Raw genomic sequence first — 14,696 nt, forward strand, 5'->3', positions numbered from 1 at the left:
TTCATCCTTTCATCAGTCGCCCGACATGGGCGGCGACCGAAAATGCCAATCCCTGCAGATCGTAGCCGCCCTCGAGCAGGCTGACGAGCCGGTTGCCGCCGTGGATTGCGGCGCGCTGCATCAGCTGGCCGGTCGCCCAGTCGAAATCGTTCTCGGTCAGATTGATTTCCGCCAGCGGGTCGCGATGGTGCGCGTCGAAGCCGGCCGAAACGATAATCAGATCCGGCGCGAAATTGTCGAGTGCCGGCAGCACGCGCGACAGGAACGCATCGCGAAACACCTCGCTGCCCGTCCGAGGCGCCAGCGGCGCATTGACGATGTTGCCGGCGCCGGTCTCACTCTTCGCGCCCGTGCCGGGATAAAGCGGCATCTGGTGCGTCGAGCAATAGAGCACCGAGGGATCGTCCCAAAAAATATCCTGCGTGCCGTTGCCGTGGTGCACGTCCCAGTCGACGACAGCGACACGCTCGGCGCCGTGCTTCTTCTGCGCATGGCGCGCTGCGATTGCCGCCGTGTTGAAGAAGCAGAAACCCATGGCCGTGGTCTTTTCGGCATGGTGGCCGGGCGGACGGGCGGCGACGAAAACGTTGTCGGCACGGCCCGCAAAGACGTCGTCGACGGCGGCATTGGCGGCACCGATCGCCGTAATCACCGCTTGCCAGCTTTTCGGGCTGGCGGTGGTGTCGGCGTCGATGCGGGCAATGCCTTCGTCGGGGATGGCGGCGCGGACACGCGCGACGAAATCGGCGGGATGCGCGTAGAGGATGGTCGCCTCGTCGCCTTGCGGTGCCTCGACGCGGTCAAGCGCGGCAAAAGCTTCGTCGTCGAGCACGCGCTCGATGGCGCGCAGGCGGTCGGGCCGCTCGGGGTGACCGGGCGGCGTGATGTGTTCGAGAAAGATCGGGTGCGTGTAGAGACGGGTGGCCATGCCCCCTATCTAGTGCCCCGGCGCCGTGATGGCCATGCGTCGCGGCTTGATCGCTGGGGAAAATCGAACCTGCGTCCATTGATGTCGCTGCGGGCATTGGCGGCGCCGGCCCTTCGGCGTAAGGTCGCAACCACTGCCTGGTGCCCGCCGGGCTGTTTGTTTTAGCCGCATTTTGCGACGCCAAGTGATTCCACTTGGCTGCAAATGCCCTGGCGGGAGAATCGGGAACACGGTTGAACTCCGTGGCGTGCCCAACGCTGTGAGGGGGACCGCGCCGGTAAATGCCACTGTCGATGACGGGAAGGCACCGGACGCGGGTTGATCCCGAGCCAGAAGACCGGCCTGGCAGGCATCGTCATCCGCATGGTCAGGCGGATGACATCGATTGCAATCGCAAGGGGACAAGCGATGCCGGAAGCTATGACCACTCCAATGGGCGATGGATTTGACCAGATTGCGCGCGACGCTGTTTACCGCGCCATCTTCACGCGGCGCGACGTCCGCAGCCATTTTACATCGGAGGCCATTGACGACGAGGTGCTGGCGCGGCTGCTGCTTGCCGCCCACCACGCGCCATCGGTCGGCTTCATGCAACCTTGGAATTTCATCGTCATTCGCGATGCCGCGCGGCGGGCGGAAGTGCGCGACCTGTTCCTGGCCGCGCGAGAACGGGAACTGCCTGAAATCGAGGCAGAACGGCAGGCGCTCTACCGCAAGCTTAAGCTGGAAGGCATTTGCGAAAGCGCGCTCAACATCTGCATCACCTGCGACCGCGAGCGCTCGAAAGGCTCGCCGCTGGGGCGCTGGCACAATCCGGAGATGGATCTCTACAGCACGGTCTGCGCGGTGCAGAATTTCTGGCTGGCGGCACGCGCCGAGGGCGTCGGCGTCGGCTGGGTCAGCATCATCGAGGCGCAAGCGCTGAAAAGCTTGCTGGGTATTCCCGATCAAGTGACGCCGATCGCCTATCTCTGCGTCGGCCGCGTTTCCGAATTCGCACCGAAGCCGGATCTCGAAACACACGGCTGGGGCCGGCGGCTGCCGTTGCCCGAGCTTATCATGAGCGAGACTTTTCGCGGACAAGGCGAAGCGCCGCTCAAATCAGCAGTGGCGCGCCTCGGTACCGCCGCCGGTGCGCCCGCGAGCCTAGCCGATCAGCGCGTCGCGCCGGCCGTGCCCCAGCGCGAACCGCCGAAAGTGGAGAGCGCCTTGTCCTTGAGTTCCCTGAACTTCGACGAGGCTTCGGCCAGCCTGGCGTCCCAGGCGGCATCGGGCACCTGACCCTCGATGGTCTTGAAATAGACCTGCATCAGGCAGGCAATGGCGAACGGCTCAATGAAGGCCGCCTTGAAAGCCCAGGCAAAGACGATTGCCAGCACGAAAGCCCAGCCGGCGAGCTGCCCGGGCATGACGTAAAGAATAGCGGCTGCCGGAGCCAGCATCAGCAGGAAAATCACGAACGACACGCCCCACATGATGACCCCTAGCCAGACGGCATTCTTGACCATGGTCTTGCCGTTCTGGGCGTAGAGCACAACGCCTTGGCGCGCGGTTTCGAACGGCGAGGACGAACTGATGCGGATGTTGTAGCCGAGAATGATCTCGTCGACATAGGTCAGCGACAGGCGAATCACCGTGTTGAGGAACGAAACCAGGCCGCTCAGGCCAGGAATGGGCAGGAAGGCCGCGATGCCGCCGAGCAGGCCGGTGATGGCGCGTATGGCGCCCTTGACCAATTGGTCGACGACGAAAAGGATGTTGGCCTCGGCAAAACGCTCGGTCACGACCTCTTTCGCGTAGGCGATCTGGTTCTGGCCGTGGGGAATATCATTGCCGTCGATCAGATGCACCATGACGGCGATATGGCCCGCCTTGACGACGTAGAGAATGTATTCGCGGATCCAGTAGACGGCGATCGAGACGATGCCGAAACCGACCACGCCGCCCCACATCGCAAAAGACAATGGTCCGTCGGGATCGGTGGAAATATGGCCGACGCCATAGCCGACGGAGGCGCCGGTGCCGGTGGCCACGATGTAGGCCAGCGTGATGCCGAAATAGACGATCATGCGAAAGACAATGAAAGGCCAGGTCCGCATCATGATGGACACCGACCTGCCGATATCGAAATCCCACATGCCCCGAATCTCCCCTCAGAGATGGCTGCGGAGGATGCGCTCAAACCGGCTATTGTCAATTGCAGGCAGTGGCGGGACTGCCATGGTGGTTCATCTTGAAAGCGCTTCCGGCTTTTTCAGCAGGCCTTCGAGCAATTGCTTGAACGCGGCCACCACCATCTTCGATGTCGTTTCGGGATCTTGCGAATTGGCGATGCGCTGCGCGGCCTGGCTGCTCGCCCCATTGATCAGCCGCGCTGCCGACTCCGGGTCGACGCCGGGGACGACCACCCCTTCCCGCTGCAGCGCTGTCAGATGATCGGTCATTGAACCGACGCAGGCATTGGCATTCGACCACAGTGCCGGATCGCCCAGCACAGCCGGACCATCCCGGAACATGATGCGCTGGATTTCCGGCTCCAGCGCCATTTCGATATAGGTGGTGCATTCGTCCACGAAATGCTGCCAGCGGGTCGGCGCCCGCGACGCGACCTCATTCACCCGGGCCGCCATTTCCGCGTCGATTTCGGCGATAACCGCCTCAAGCAGTCCCTTCTTGTCGCCGAAGTGATGATAAAGGGCGCCGCGCGTCAGCCCGGCCGACGCGGTGAAATCATCCATCGACGCTTCGGCATAGCCGATGGTGCCGAAAGCCTGGCGCGCCGCGGCGATCAGCTTGGCGCGTGTCTCGGCGATCATCTCCTTGCGCGGTCGATGCATGCTTCTGGCCTTACTTACATACGCTCCGTATGCCAATTGACATACGCGACGTATCCTCTATTTAACACTTATACGTCTCGTATGTAATTGTCGAATCGCCCCTTGTCGAGGAACAGGATCATGCAAAACCCCTATTCGGAAATCTTTCGCGCTCCCGGAGCCACGGGCTTTGCCGCCACCGGCTTCATGGCGCGCCTGCCGATCGCCATGGCGCCGATCGGCATCGTGGCGATGCTGTCGCAGACGCGTGGCGAATACTGGCTGGCGGGTGCGGTTTCGGCGACATTCGCCTTGGCCAATGCCTTCCTGGCGCCGCAGATATCGAGGTTGGTCGACCGCCTCGGCCAGACGCGGGTTGTCGTACCCACCACCATCATCTCCGTGCTCGCATTCGCGGCCCTGATCGCATCGGCCAATCAAGACTGGCCGGTATGGACGCTGTTCGCGTCGGCGCTGCTGGCCGCGGCAATGCCAAGCATGCCGGCCATGGTGCGGGCGCGCTGGACCGAGATTTTCCGGGGCCGGTCCGAGATGAACACCGCCTTCGCCTTCGAGTCGGCGGCGGACGAACTGGTCTATATTGCCGGCGCATCGCTATCTGTGGGCCTCAGCGCCGCGCTGTTCCCGGAAGCGGGCGTGCTCGTCAGCACGCTGTTCCTCGCCTTGGGCTCGATAGCCTTCATTCTGCAGCGTTCGACCGAGCCGCAAGTGCGGCCGGTGGACAATGGCTCCAGCCGCTCGGCAATCCGCCTGGGGCCGGTTCAAATCATCACCTTCGCCATGATCTTCATCGGCGCGACCTTCGCGACGACGGAGGTGAGCACGGTGGCGATCACCAAGGAACTCGGCCAGCCGGGCACTGCCAGTCTCGTCATCGGTGTCTATGCGCTGGGCTCCTTCGTGCTCGGCATCATCATCGGCGCGCTCAACCTGAAAGCACCGCTGCAGCGCCAGCTCGCCATCTCGGTTGCCTTGGTCGCGCTCGGCACACTGCTGCCGCTTACCGCCAGCACCGTGCCAGCGCTCGCGCTGACTGTCTTCATCAGTGGCGTGGCGATCTCGCCGACCTTCATCACCGCCTTCGGCCTGATCGAGCGGCATGTCCCGGAAGCGATGCTGACCGAAGGCATCACCTGGGTAACCACCGGGATCGGCATCGGCATGGCGCTAGGCTCCTTCGCCGCCGGCGCCGTGGTGGATGCATTCGGCGCCCAGAACGGATTCTGGGTCTCGGTGACGTCAGGCGCTATCGCGCTGATCACGGTGCTGCTCGGCCAGCGCAGCCTCGCCACCCACGAATGCGAGTTGGAACGATGCGAGGCGGCAATCCCGGCCGAGTGACAGGCAGGGTTTGTCGAGCTCAGATGATCTCGGTCTTGGCGATGTGGATGCCAAAGCCTTCGAGGCCGACATAGTGGCGCTCGCGCGAGGCAATCAGGTTGATCGAGGAAATGCCGAGGTCCTTCAGGATCTGGGCGCCGAGACCGATCTCGCGCCATTCGCTCTCGCGCCGGCGCGCCTCTTCATGGTCCTCGCGGTCGCCTGGCGCCGGCCGGTTGCGCTCCTGGTGGGCGACGCCGACCGAGCCTTCCCTGAGATAGACGATGACGCCGCGCCTGCGCTCGCCCATCGCCTTCATGATGCCGTCGAGCCGGTGGCTGGTGCCGAACACGTCGGTTACCACATCCTCCGAATGCAGCCGCACCGGCACCTCCTCGCCGTCGCGGATGTCGCCGAAGACGATGGCGACGTGATGCATTGTGTCCCAGGGCAGCGTGTAGGTGAAGACCTGCGCCTTGCCGCCCAGCGTCTCGATGTCGGAGCAAGCGACGCGCTCGACCAGGGTCTCCTTGCGCTGCCGGTAAGCGATGAGGTCGGCAACCGATACCTGCTTGAGGCCATGCTCCTCGGCGAAGGCCGCGACCTGCGGGCCGCGCTTGACGGTGCCGTCGTCGTTGACCAGTTCCGAGATCACGCCGATCGGCGGTAGGCCGGCGAGCCTGCACAAATCGACCGCCGCCTCGGTATGACCCGAGCGCATCAAGACGCCGCCCTCGCGCGCGATGAGCGGGAAGATGTGGCCAGGGCGGACGAAATCGGAGGCGCCGACATTGCCGTTGGCGAGGTTGCGCACGGTCAGCGTGCGGTCGTCGGCCGAAATGCCTGTCGTCGTGCCATGCTTGAAGTCGACGCTGACGGTAAAGGCGGTGGTGTGAGCCGAATCATTGTCGGCCACCATCGGCGCGAGGTTCAGCCGTTTAGCCTCCTCGCGCGGCATCGGCGTGCAGACAATACCCGACGTGTTGCGAACGATGAAGGCCATCTTCTCCGGCGTGCAATGGACGGCGGCGACGATCAGGTCGCCCTCGTTCTCGCGCCCGTCATCGTCCATGACGACGACGATCTCGCCGCGTTCGAAGGCGCGGATGGCTTCGACAATCTTCTTCTGGTCGTAAGACATGGAATGCTCGCTTCGCTCGCAGGGAATAGGGACTGGGCAGTAGGGGTTAGGGGAATAAAAGGGTCGGGCTGGCAGCTGACCACTGACTACTGCCTATTCCCTACCGCCTATTCCCTTCCCCGTCTGTCCTCGATGCCGCAGATAGTGGTCGGCAATGGCGCAGGCAACCATGGCCTCGCCGATCGGCACGGCTCGGATGCCGACGCAGGGATCGTGGCGACCCTTGGTCATCACCTCCACGTCGTTGCCGTCTTTGTCGATCGACTTCCGGGGCGTCAGGATCGACGAAGTCGGCTTCACCGCAAAACGGGCGACGATCGCCTGGCCCGTCGAGATGCCGCCCAGGATGCCGCCGGCATTGTTGGACAGGAACACCGGCTTGCCGTCATTGCCCATGCGCATCTCGTCGGCATTCTGTTCGCCGGTGATGCGGGCGGCCTCGAAACCATTGCCGATCTCGACGCCCTTGACGGCGTTGATCGACATCAAGCCGGACGCGATGTCCTGGTCGAGCTTGGCGTAGATCGGCGCGCCGAGGCCGGCAGGCACACCGTCGGCGACGATCTCGATCACCGCGCCAACCGAGGAACCGGCCTTGCGGATACCGTCGAGATACCGCGTGAAAACAGGAATCGAAGCCGGATCCGGCGTGAAGAACGGGTTCTCGGCATCGCCGATGAAATTCCAGTTCCAGTTGGCGCGGTCGATCGACTTTTCGCCCATCGACACGAGCGCGCCGCGCACCACCATGCCCGGCACCACTTTGCGGGCGAGCGCGCCGGCAGCGACCCTGGCAGCGGTCTCGCGTGCCGAGGAGCGGCCGCCGCCGCGATAGTCGCGTATGCCGTATTTGACGTCGTAGGTGTAGTCGGCATGGCCCGGCCGGAACTGGCGGGCGATCTCGCCATAGTCCTTCGAGCGTTGATCGACATTCTCGATCAGCATCGACACCGGCGTGCCGGTGGTGATCATCGTCTCTCCGTCCTCGTCCAAGACGAAGCCTGAGAGGATCTTCACCTCGTCCGGCTCGCGGCGCTGCGTGACGAAGCGCGACTGGCCCGGGCGGCGCTTGTCGAGTTCGGCCTGGATTTCATCGCGCGTGAAACGGATACCCGGCGGACAACCATCGACCACGCAGCCGAGCGCCGCGCCATGGCTCTCGCCCCAGGTGGTGACGCGGAAAAGATGGCCGAACGTGTTGTGAGACATGGAAAGTGCCCTGCCCGGCATCGAAACCGGCTGAAGCCAGCCTTCTATTGGCGTTTTCCACAGTGGTCAAACTGTGATCCGACGGATTTAGTTTTGACACATTCGGTTGGTTTCTGCTCTCCTCCATTCGCCGTTGAGGATCCGCCGCCACCCAGGCCGGCGCAATGACCAAAGAGGACGATGATGCGTACCCTGATTGGCGCTGTTGCCGCCACGCTGCTGCTCTCCACCGCCGCCTTTGCCGGGCAGACCGAAGGCCTGATCAAGAAGATCGACAAGGATGCGCTGACGCTGACGCTGGACGACGGCAAATCCTACAAGCTGAACGCCGAAACCGATCTCGATGCGCTGAAGCCGGGGATGGACATCGTCATCGCTTACGATGTGACCGATGGCGAAAACGTCGTCACCGACATGCAGCTGCCGGGTGACAGCGACACGAACTAGGAGTTGGCGTCACCGGCGTCCTAAAGCCACTCCAGGCTCCTGCCTTCAAGTTTGAGCACGCGATCCTGCGGTATCTCCAGGTTCGCGGCCTCGTCCTCGGGCATATCAAGCACGAAGCGAAACAGGGTGCGCATGACGCCCCCGTGCGTCACGCAAATCGTCTGCCCCCGAAGCTCGTCGAACCATGGCTTCACCCGTTCGAGCAGCATCTGGTAGCTCTCCGCGCCTTCACCTGGCGGCTGAAAATTCCACTTGTCCAGTGCGCGGGATCGGCTCGCGCCGGGCGACTGCCTCTCAAGCTCGGCGAAGGTAAAACTCTGCCAATCACCGAAATTGACTTCAATCAGTCTGATATCGGTTTGATAGGCGAGCGGATCGAGCCTCATGGCGGCGCGGATGCGTTCCATCGTTTCGCGCGTGCGTCTCATCGGACTGGCGACGAAGTCGAATTCCTGGGGAGCGCCGACGAGTTCGGCCAGCCGATGCCCGTTTGCGCTCGCCTGTTCGCGGCCGAGAGCATTGAGATCGGTATCGGCCTGGCCCTGAAGCCGGAACTCGGCATTCCACGCGGTCTGGCCGTGGCGCACGATATAAACCAGCGGGTACATCAGCTCTTCCGGAGATCGGGCCAGGGCCTGGAAGGAGGAAAGGCGGGGAGACCTAATCCTTGACCGTCGAAATATCCGGCGCGTCGACCGCTTTCATGCCGACGACGTGGTAGCCGGAATCGACATGGTGCACTTCGCCGGTGACGCCACGCGACAGGTCGGACAGGAAATAGACGCCGGAATCGCCGACCTCTTCCTGCGTGACCGTCTGCTTCAGCGGCGAATTGTATTCGTTCCACTTCAGGATGTAGCGGAAGTCGCCGATGCCGGAGGCGGCAAGCGTCTTGATCGGGCCGGCCGAAATGGCATTGACACGAATTTTCTTGGCGCCAAGGTCGACAGCGAGATAACGCACGCTGGCCTCCAGTGCCGCCTTGGCGACGCCCATGACGTTATAGTGCGGCATGACCTTCTCGGCGCCGTAATAGGTCAGCGTCAGCAGCGAACCGCCCTCGGTCATCAGCGCTTCGGCGCGCTTGGCGATGGTGGTGAAGGAATAGACCGAAATGTCCATGGTGCGCAGGAAATTGTCGCGCGTCGTCTCGACATAGCGGCCGGTCAGCTCGTCCTTATCGGAAAAGGCAATGGCGTGCACGAGGAAGTCGAGCTTGCCCCAATGCTTGGCGACATTGGCGAAGACCTCGTCCAGGCTCGCCGGATCGGTTACGTCGCAATGGCCGGCGACAAAGGCGCCCAGTTCCGCCGCCAGCGGCTCGACGCGCTTCTTGAAGGCTTCGCCCTGATAGGTCAGCGCTATCTCGGCGCCGTGATCGACGCAGGCTTTGGCAATGCCATAAGCGATCGACCTGTTGTTGGCGACGCCAAGAATCAGGCCGCGCTTGCCGGCCATCAGGCCCTGTCCACCCGCCATATGCGTGTTCTCCGCAAGATATCTGCTTTGTGGAGTGCCTATCGCACAGGCATACAGCCCCTTCAAGCGTTCAAAGCGGACAGTTCGGGGGACAAAAGCTCTCGATCAGCCTTTTTGGCCGCGCAACAGCGATTCCAGCGCGCTGTCGCCGCCTTCCGGCAGCATGATGCGCACATGGGCATAGAGATCGCCATGGCCGCCGGCTTTCTCCGGCAAGCCCCTGCCCTTGAGCCGCAGGACCTTGTCCGAGCTCGACCAGGCGGGAACGTTGACCGCGAGCCTGCCGGTCGGCGTCTCGACCGGCACCTTGGCGCCCAGCACCGCATCGGCCAGCGAAACCGGCAGGTCAGCGTGCAGGTCACGGCCTTCGATGCGGTAACGCGGATGCCGGCGGATATGGATCTTGACCAGTGCGTCGCCGGGTTGGCCCGGTCCCTGCTCGCCCTGGCCCTTCAGCCGGATGGTCTGGCCATCCTCGACATAGGCCGGCAGCTTGACCGCAACCTTGCGGCCATCCGGGAACATCGCCGTCACCTTCTCGGCATTGGCCGCTTCCTCGATGGTGACGTCGAGCGTGACGTTCAGGTCGGCTGCTGTCGCCGTCTGGCGGCGGTCGCCCGCGCCTGGCCCGCGCGCGCCTGAAAAGGCATCGCCGAAGATCTGGCTGAAGATATCGCTGTTGCCGTCGAACGGATCGCCGCCCGGACGGCCCGAGCGGAACTCGAATCGCGAGCCTCCGGCGCCCTGTTGCTGGCGGCGGAACCCGGCAAAGGGGTCGCCACCGCCGGCCGCACCTTCAAAACCCTGGAAACGCGGCTTGCCGTCGGCGTCGATCTCGCCACGATCGAAAGCCGCACGGTTCTTCTCGTCGCCGATGACCTCATAGGCCTGATTGGCCGCGGCAAAACGGTCCTTCGCCTTGGGATCATTCGGATTCTGGTCCGGATGATGCTTCTTGGCGAGTTTCCGGTACGCCGATTTTATGTCCTTGGCCGATGCGTTCTTTGCAACGCCCAGCACCTCATAGGGGTCGCGCATGCTTCCTGCCCTGGAAATGAGTTGAGTCCATACTTGCCCCCTATATGCGCTCGCATAGGAAGAAATTCCAGTAGCGGACCTTCATATCGACGGCGGAAAATCAGAGTGCCTTGAAGCCCTGCATGCGCCAGCCGCCGGCACCGGCAAGACAGAGTTCGCCCTGGAACATGGCAACGCCGTCAAAGCTTTCGCGCGAAACCTTGAAGCGGCGGCAGGTCTGGCCGCTGTCCTTCAATTCCGCCAGTTCGGTGATGGAGCCGCGCGACCCGGTGCCGGTGTTCGCCCACGGCACCGCCTGGCCGCCGAGTTGCTCGATATCGGCGGACGATACCGCATTGCCGATCGTCGTCTGGTCGGAGTCGCGATCCGAATCGGCCGGCTTGGGCGAAGCCGATGTGCTGCTGGTCAGGATCGAGCGGTCGACTTCGGCCTTTTCCAGGCTGAAGCCACCTGCACCGCAGGCCGCGAGCGGCAGGGCGACTGCCACGATCGCCGCTTTCGTGCTGGCTGAAGCGATAACGCCCCATTGCCTGCTGTCAAAAGCTTGCGCGATACGCGACAATCGGCAACCTCCCTGGTCTCGTGACAATTTGAGAAAAACTATGAGTGACACAGAGTTAACAAGCAGTGACTTTGCCGAGGCGGCAGAGCCGTTTCGCCTCTTTGCCGCATGGCTGGACGACGCTACCAAGAGCGAAATCAACGATGCCAATGGCGTGGCATTGGCGACCGTCGATGCCGAGGGCATGCCGGACGTAAGGATGGTGCTGCTCAAGGGGTTCGATGAAAGCGGCTTTGTGTTCTACACGAATTTCGAGAGCGCCAAGGGCCAGGAGATTCTTGGCAGCATGAAGGCGGCGATGTGTTTCCATTGGAAATCGCTGCGCCGCCAGGTGCGCATTCGCGGTCCGGTGGAGCTCGTCAGCGATGCGGAAGCCGACAGCTATTACGCGACGCGGCCACGCGGCAGCCGCATCGGCGCCTGGGCGTCGAAGCAATCGCGCCCGCTGGAAAGCCGCTTCGCGCTGGAAAAGGCGGTCGCAGAATACACGGCGCGTTATGCCATCGGCGAAATCCCACGACCGAAACATTGGTCGGGCTTCCGGATCGTGCCGAAGACGATCGAATTCTGGCACGACCGGCCGTTCCGGCTGCATGACCGCGTGGTCTTTTCACGCAACCCGGCAGGCGGCTGGGACAAGGCCAGGCTCTATCCCTGACGAACCATCAGCCCTTTTTCCTGGTCATGAATGCCGTGAGGGCGGCGCGCGCCTCGTCGGATTTCAGCCGCTCGCGGAAATGCTCGCTCTCTATCCCGATGCGGGCAACCAGATCGTCGCGTGAGCCACGCATCAGGTCGCGCGCGATCTTGAGCGCTTGCGGTGGCTTGGCCGCGATCTGGCCGGCCGCTGCAAGCACCGAAGCCTCCAGCCCACCTTCCTCGACCACCTCGTAGATCAGCCCGGCGGCCTTCGCGCGCTCGGCCGAAAATCCCTCACCGAGACCGAGCAGGGCGAAAGCACCCTGCTGGCCCAGGATGCGGGGCGCCAAAAGGCTCGATCCTGCCTCGGGCACGAGGCCGAGATCGACGAAGGGGGTCCGAAACACGGTGCGCGGCGTGGCGAAAGTCAGGTCGCAGTGCAGGTTGATCGTGGTGCCGATGCCGACCGCGATACCGTCGACGCCGGACACGATGGGCTTTTCGACCCCGGCCAGGGCGATCAGGAAATCCCAGACTTCGGTGCCGCCATCGCCGCCGGTGGCCACGACCATGAAATCGGCAAGGTCGTTGCCGGAGGAAAAGGCGCCGGGCACGCCGAGAAAGACATGAACGCGGACCGCCGGATCGGCGTCGCCTTCGGCAAGGGCCGCCGACATTTTCGCATACATGGCACGCGTCAGCGCGTTCTTCTTGTCCGGCCGGTTCATGCGGATGATCTGGATGGCGCCCTGGCGCTCGACGAGGATGTGGTCTGTCACGGTGTTTTCCTTGTGAAGGTCAGGCGGAAATCAGTGCCTCGGCGGCAGCAGCCAGGCTATCGGCGCCATCGATGACGCGCTCCTTCAACGCGCTGGCTTCGCCAAGCAGGTTTTCGGCGAAGAAGCGGCAAAGCGCGATGCGGCCCTGGTCGGCAAGAGCGGCCCGCGCCAGATAAGCGCCGCCGGCGGCAAGCGAGATCAGCCGGAGATACGGCGTGGCGCCAGCCAGCGCCTCCTCCGTCCGGCCCTCGGCCGACAATTTCTGCAGGAAACGCGTCGCTTGCGTCAAATCGGAGAGCGCCTGATCGAGAGTGTCGGCGGTGCGGCCAAGACCTTCGAGGTTCGACGTTCGCACGGCATTGGCGATACCGGCCAGTTCGTCGATGTAGCCATGCACATGCTCGCCGCCACCGAGCGGCAGTTTTCGGGTCACCAGATCGATCGCCTGGATGCCGTTGGTGCCTTCATAGATCGGCGCGATGCGCGCGTCGCGATAGTACGCGGCCGCACCCGTTTCCTCGATGAAGCCCATGCCGCCATGCACCTGGACGCCAAGCGAGGCGACTTCCACGCCGACATCGGTCGAAAACGCTTTGGCGAGCGGAGTCAGCAAATTAGCACGGTCGCGCCAATGCGTCGCCTCGCCGCCAGACGACACGCGCGCCATGTCGATGGCATGGGCACAGGAATAACCGATCGACCGCGCGATCTGGGTTAGCGCCTTCATGGTCAGGAGATTGCGCTGCACGTCGGGGTGATGGACGATCGGCGCCATGCCGGCGCCGGCGTAATCCGCCGCCTTGCCCTGGCGGCGTTCATTGGCATAGGCAATCGCCTTCTGGGTCGCTGCTTCCGCGACCGCGACGCCCTGCATCCCGACAGCGAGGCGGGCATTGTTCATCATGGTGAACATGCAGGCGAGGCCCTTGTTCTCCTCGCCGATCAGCCAGCCGATGGCGCCAGGCCTGGCGCCTTGAAAACCGTCGCCATAGATCATGGTGCAGGTCGGCGAGGCATGGATGCCGAGCTTGTGCTCGAGGCCGGAACAGAAGACGTCGTTGCGCGCACCGAGCGAGCCATCGTCGCCGACCAGGAATTTCGGCACCAGGAACAGCGAGATGCCACGCGTTCCGGCCGGCGCATCGGGAAGCCGCGCCAGCACCAGATGGATGATGTTGTCGGTGAAATCGTGCTCGCCGTAAGTGATGAATATCTTCTGGCCGAAGAGGCGGTAGGTGCCGTCGCCGGCGGGCTCGGCGCGGGCGCGCAAGGCGGCGAGGTCCGATCCGGCCTGCGGCTCGGTCAGGTTCATCGTGCCCATCCATTCGCCGGAGACGAGCTTTGCCAGATATGTCGCCTTGAGTTCCTCGGAAGCGTGCTTGTCGAGCGCCTCGACCGCGCCCATGGTCAGCGTCGGGCCGATGCCGAAGGCCATGGCGGCGGAGTTCCACATTTCGAGTGCGGCGACGCCGAGCATGGTCGGCAGCGCCTGGCCGCCATACTCTTCCGGCCCGGAGAGCGCATTCCAGCCGCCTTCGATCCAGCGGCGATAGAGTTCCTTCCACCCCGGCGGGGTGGTGACCGCGCCATCGCCGAGCACGGCGCCATGCTCGTCGCCGATTTTATAAAGGGGGGCCACCTCCTCGGAGGCGAAACGGCCCGCCTCGCCGAGGACGGCGTCGACCAGATCCTCGCTGAGGTCTCCGAACGCTCCCGTATCGATGGCGGATTTCATGCCGGCCACATGCTTCAGGGTGAACGCGATATCCTCGACCGGTGCCCGATACATGCCGCTCGATCCTCCCTTATGCATCGGCCTCGCCGACCCTAGGGCCAGTGCCGCCGCAAAACCATCCGCCTTTGGGCGGTCTCCCATCGCCTTTTTACGTAAACGTCAAATTTTGTCACGCTGATTTTGCAATCAGGCGGGGCTGTATTAAATTCGACAGATAGCCGGACCAAATCGACCGGCGACGGAAAACCCGCGACCGGAAGATTCTCATGCTTGCCAGACCTGACGCCTATCGCTGCATCGAATGCGGTTTGCCCTATCGGGCAACCGGGTTTTCCTATTATCACGGCGACCTGGGAAATGGTGCCGCCTACTGGTCGGAGCGCGGCATATTGTGCTCGCCGCGATGCTCGCTTGCCCACCACCGCAAACGCGCCGCCGAAGGTACGCTGCAACAGGAGCCCGCGCCCGACCCGTTCGAAGTTCAACCGTTCAGCCGGCGCTAGCTTATCCCGCACCAGGGTTCGAGAAGCACTTTCTTAACCATAGCGGTCCAGGATTTGCCTTTGATCAACGGGGGTTCCC

General features: G+C 63.4%; 15 protein-coding genes, 1 pseudogene and 1 riboswitch. Of the genes and pseudogenes, 5 read left to right on the forward strand and 11 right to left on the reverse strand.

Annotated features, from left to right (window positions below; all coding sequences use genetic code 11):
• Nucleotide 1: 1 nt before the first annotated feature.
• Nucleotides 2–928 carry a histone deacetylase family protein gene (locus LB524_RS02655; protein WP_224523521.1) on the reverse strand — a complete coding sequence of 309 codons (927 nt, stop codon included), beginning with the start codon at nucleotides 926–928 and terminating at the stop codon, nucleotides 2–4.
• A 178-nt stretch (nucleotides 929–1,106) separates the two neighbouring features.
• Nucleotides 1,107–1,289, forward strand: a riboswitch (cobalamin riboswitch).
• Nucleotides 1,290–1,360: 71 nt separating this feature from the next.
• Here LB524_RS02655 and bluB point away from each other — a divergent pair.
• Nucleotides 1,361–1,966 (forward strand): annotated as a pseudogene (gene bluB / locus LB524_RS02660) (5,6-dimethylbenzimidazole synthase); the annotation flags it as partial.
• Between the two features lie 116 nt (nucleotides 1,967–2,082).
• On the opposite strand, the gene LB524_RS02665 reads toward bluB, so the two are convergent.
• Both LB524_RS02665 and LB524_RS02670 read right to left on the reverse strand, forming a co-directional pair.
• Nucleotides 2,083–3,066 (reverse strand): hypothetical protein, encoded by a 984-nt coding sequence (locus LB524_RS02665; RefSeq protein WP_015318811.1) that lies wholly within the window; start codon nucleotides 3,064–3,066, stop codon nucleotides 2,083–2,085.
• Between the two features lie 90 nt (nucleotides 3,067–3,156).
• Nucleotides 3,157–3,765, reverse strand: a complete 609-nt coding sequence (locus LB524_RS02670) for a TetR/AcrR family transcriptional regulator (protein WP_140823329.1) — start codon at nucleotides 3,763–3,765, stop codon at nucleotides 3,157–3,159.
• A gap of 120 nt (nucleotides 3,766–3,885) precedes the next feature.
• On the opposite strand from LB524_RS02670, the gene LB524_RS02675 reads away from it, so the two are divergent.
• Nucleotides 3,886–5,106 (forward strand): MFS transporter, encoded by a 1,221-nt coding sequence (locus tag LB524_RS02675; protein ID WP_224523523.1) that lies wholly within the window; start codon nucleotides 3,886–3,888, stop codon nucleotides 5,104–5,106.
• Between the two features lie 19 nt (nucleotides 5,107–5,125).
• Here LB524_RS02675 and ribB read toward each other — a convergent pair whose 3' ends face one another.
• Nucleotides 5,126–6,226 carry a 3,4-dihydroxy-2-butanone-4-phosphate synthase gene (gene ribB, locus LB524_RS02680; RefSeq protein ID WP_224523525.1) on the reverse strand — a complete coding sequence of 367 codons (1,101 nt, stop codon included), beginning with the start codon at nucleotides 6,224–6,226 and terminating at the stop codon, nucleotides 5,126–5,128.
• 93 nt (nucleotides 6,227–6,319) lie between these two features.
• The gene (aroC, locus tag LB524_RS02685; RefSeq protein ID WP_224523527.1) at nucleotides 6,320–7,435 is read right to left on the reverse strand and encodes a chorismate synthase; all 1,116 of its coding nucleotides are present in this window, start codon (nucleotides 7,433–7,435) and stop codon (nucleotides 6,320–6,322) included.
• A gap of 183 nt (nucleotides 7,436–7,618) precedes the next feature.
• On the opposite strand from aroC, the gene LB524_RS02690 reads away from it, so the two are divergent.
• Complete coding sequence (locus LB524_RS02690) at nucleotides 7,619–7,882, forward strand: DUF1344 domain-containing protein (RefSeq protein WP_015318816.1); 264 nt, start codon at nucleotides 7,619–7,621, stop codon at nucleotides 7,880–7,882.
• A 20-nt stretch (nucleotides 7,883–7,902) separates the two neighbouring features.
• Here the strand turns inward: LB524_RS02690 and LB524_RS02695 are convergent, their stop codons facing one another.
• The 4 genes from LB524_RS02695 to LB524_RS02710 form a co-directional block, all read right to left on the reverse strand.
• On the reverse strand, nucleotides 7,903–8,490 hold the full coding sequence (locus LB524_RS02695) for a histidine phosphatase family protein (RefSeq protein WP_224523529.1): 588 nt from the start codon (nucleotides 8,488–8,490) through the stop codon (nucleotides 7,903–7,905).
• A gap of 52 nt (nucleotides 8,491–8,542) precedes the next feature.
• Complete coding sequence (gene fabI, locus LB524_RS02700; protein WP_015318818.1) at nucleotides 8,543–9,361, reverse strand: enoyl-ACP reductase FabI; 819 nt, start codon at nucleotides 9,359–9,361, stop codon at nucleotides 8,543–8,545.
• Between the two features lie 105 nt (nucleotides 9,362–9,466).
• Nucleotides 9,467–10,399, reverse strand: coding sequence for a DnaJ C-terminal domain-containing protein (locus tag LB524_RS02705; protein WP_015318819.1), 933 nt, complete (start codon nucleotides 10,397–10,399; stop codon nucleotides 9,467–9,469).
• 100 nt (nucleotides 10,400–10,499) lie between these two features.
• Complete coding sequence (locus LB524_RS02710; protein ID WP_015318820.1) at nucleotides 10,500–10,961, reverse strand: RT0821/Lpp0805 family surface protein; 462 nt, start codon at nucleotides 10,959–10,961, stop codon at nucleotides 10,500–10,502.
• 40 nt (nucleotides 10,962–11,001) lie between these two features.
• Here LB524_RS02710 and pdxH point away from each other — a divergent pair, with 40 nt between their 5' ends.
• Nucleotides 11,002–11,619, forward strand: coding sequence for a pyridoxamine 5'-phosphate oxidase (pdxH, locus tag LB524_RS02715; protein WP_224523531.1), 618 nt, complete (start codon nucleotides 11,002–11,004; stop codon nucleotides 11,617–11,619).
• A 7-nt stretch (nucleotides 11,620–11,626) separates the two neighbouring features.
• Here the strand turns inward: pdxH and LB524_RS02720 are convergent, their stop codons facing one another.
• Together LB524_RS02720 and LB524_RS02725 are read right to left on the reverse strand one after the other, a co-directional pair.
• Complete coding sequence (locus LB524_RS02720; RefSeq protein ID WP_140878115.1) at nucleotides 11,627–12,379, reverse strand: crotonase/enoyl-CoA hydratase family protein; 753 nt, start codon at nucleotides 12,377–12,379, stop codon at nucleotides 11,627–11,629.
• Between the two features lie 19 nt (nucleotides 12,380–12,398).
• Entirely contained in the window at nucleotides 12,399–14,168 is a 1,770-nt protein-coding gene (locus tag LB524_RS02725) for an acyl-CoA dehydrogenase (protein ID WP_224523532.1), read from the reverse strand.
• A gap of 212 nt (nucleotides 14,169–14,380) precedes the next feature.
• On the opposite strand from LB524_RS02725, the gene LB524_RS02730 reads away from it, so the two are divergent.
• The gene (locus tag LB524_RS02730; RefSeq protein WP_224523534.1) at nucleotides 14,381–14,617 is read left to right on the forward strand and encodes a hypothetical protein; all 237 of its coding nucleotides are present in this window, start codon (nucleotides 14,381–14,383) and stop codon (nucleotides 14,615–14,617) included.
• Nucleotides 14,618–14,696 lie beyond the last annotated feature (79 nt).

This window comes from Mesorhizobium sp. ESP6-5, from assembly GCF_020164695.1.
Classification (GTDB): domain Bacteria; phylum Pseudomonadota; class Alphaproteobacteria; order Rhizobiales; family Rhizobiaceae; genus Mesorhizobium; species Mesorhizobium australicum.

Excerpts from the sequence above, each read along its gene's own strand:
- LB524_RS02655 (WP_224523521.1), bottom strand. The coding sequence starts at position 928 with ATGGCCACCCGTCTCTACACGCACCCGATCTTTCTCGAACACATCACG.
- LB524_RS02665 (WP_015318811.1), bottom strand. The coding sequence starts at position 3,066 with ATGTGGGATTTCGATATCGGCAGGTCGGTGTCCATCATGATGCGGACC.
- LB524_RS02670 (WP_140823329.1), bottom strand. The coding sequence starts at position 3,765 with ATGCATCGACCGCGCAAGGAGATGATCGCCGAGACACGCGCCAAGCTG.
- LB524_RS02675 (WP_224523523.1), top strand. The coding sequence starts at position 3,886 with ATGCAAAACCCCTATTCGGAAATCTTTCGCGCTCCCGGAGCCACGGGC.
- ribB (WP_224523525.1), bottom strand. The coding sequence starts at position 6,226 with ATGTCTTACGACCAGAAGAAGATTGTCGAAGCCATCCGCGCCTTCGAA.
- aroC (WP_224523527.1), bottom strand. The coding sequence starts at position 7,435 with ATGTCTCACAACACGTTCGGCCATCTTTTCCGCGTCACCACCTGGGGC.
- LB524_RS02690 (WP_015318816.1), top strand. The coding sequence starts at position 7,619 with ATGCGTACCCTGATTGGCGCTGTTGCCGCCACGCTGCTGCTCTCCACC.
- LB524_RS02695 (WP_224523529.1), bottom strand. The coding sequence starts at position 8,490 with ATGTACCCGCTGGTTTATATCGTGCGCCACGGCCAGACCGCGTGGAAT.
- fabI (WP_015318818.1), bottom strand. The coding sequence starts at position 9,361 with ATGGCGGGTGGACAGGGCCTGATGGCCGGCAAGCGCGGCCTGATTCTT.
- LB524_RS02705 (WP_015318819.1), bottom strand. The coding sequence starts at position 10,399 with ATGCGCGACCCCTATGAGGTGCTGGGCGTTGCAAAGAACGCATCGGCC.
- pdxH (WP_224523531.1), top strand. The coding sequence starts at position 11,002 with ATGAGTGACACAGAGTTAACAAGCAGTGACTTTGCCGAGGCGGCAGAG.
- LB524_RS02725 (WP_224523532.1), bottom strand. The coding sequence starts at position 14,168 with ATGTATCGGGCACCGGTCGAGGATATCGCGTTCACCCTGAAGCATGTG.
- LB524_RS02730 (WP_224523534.1), top strand. The coding sequence starts at position 14,381 with ATGCTTGCCAGACCTGACGCCTATCGCTGCATCGAATGCGGTTTGCCC.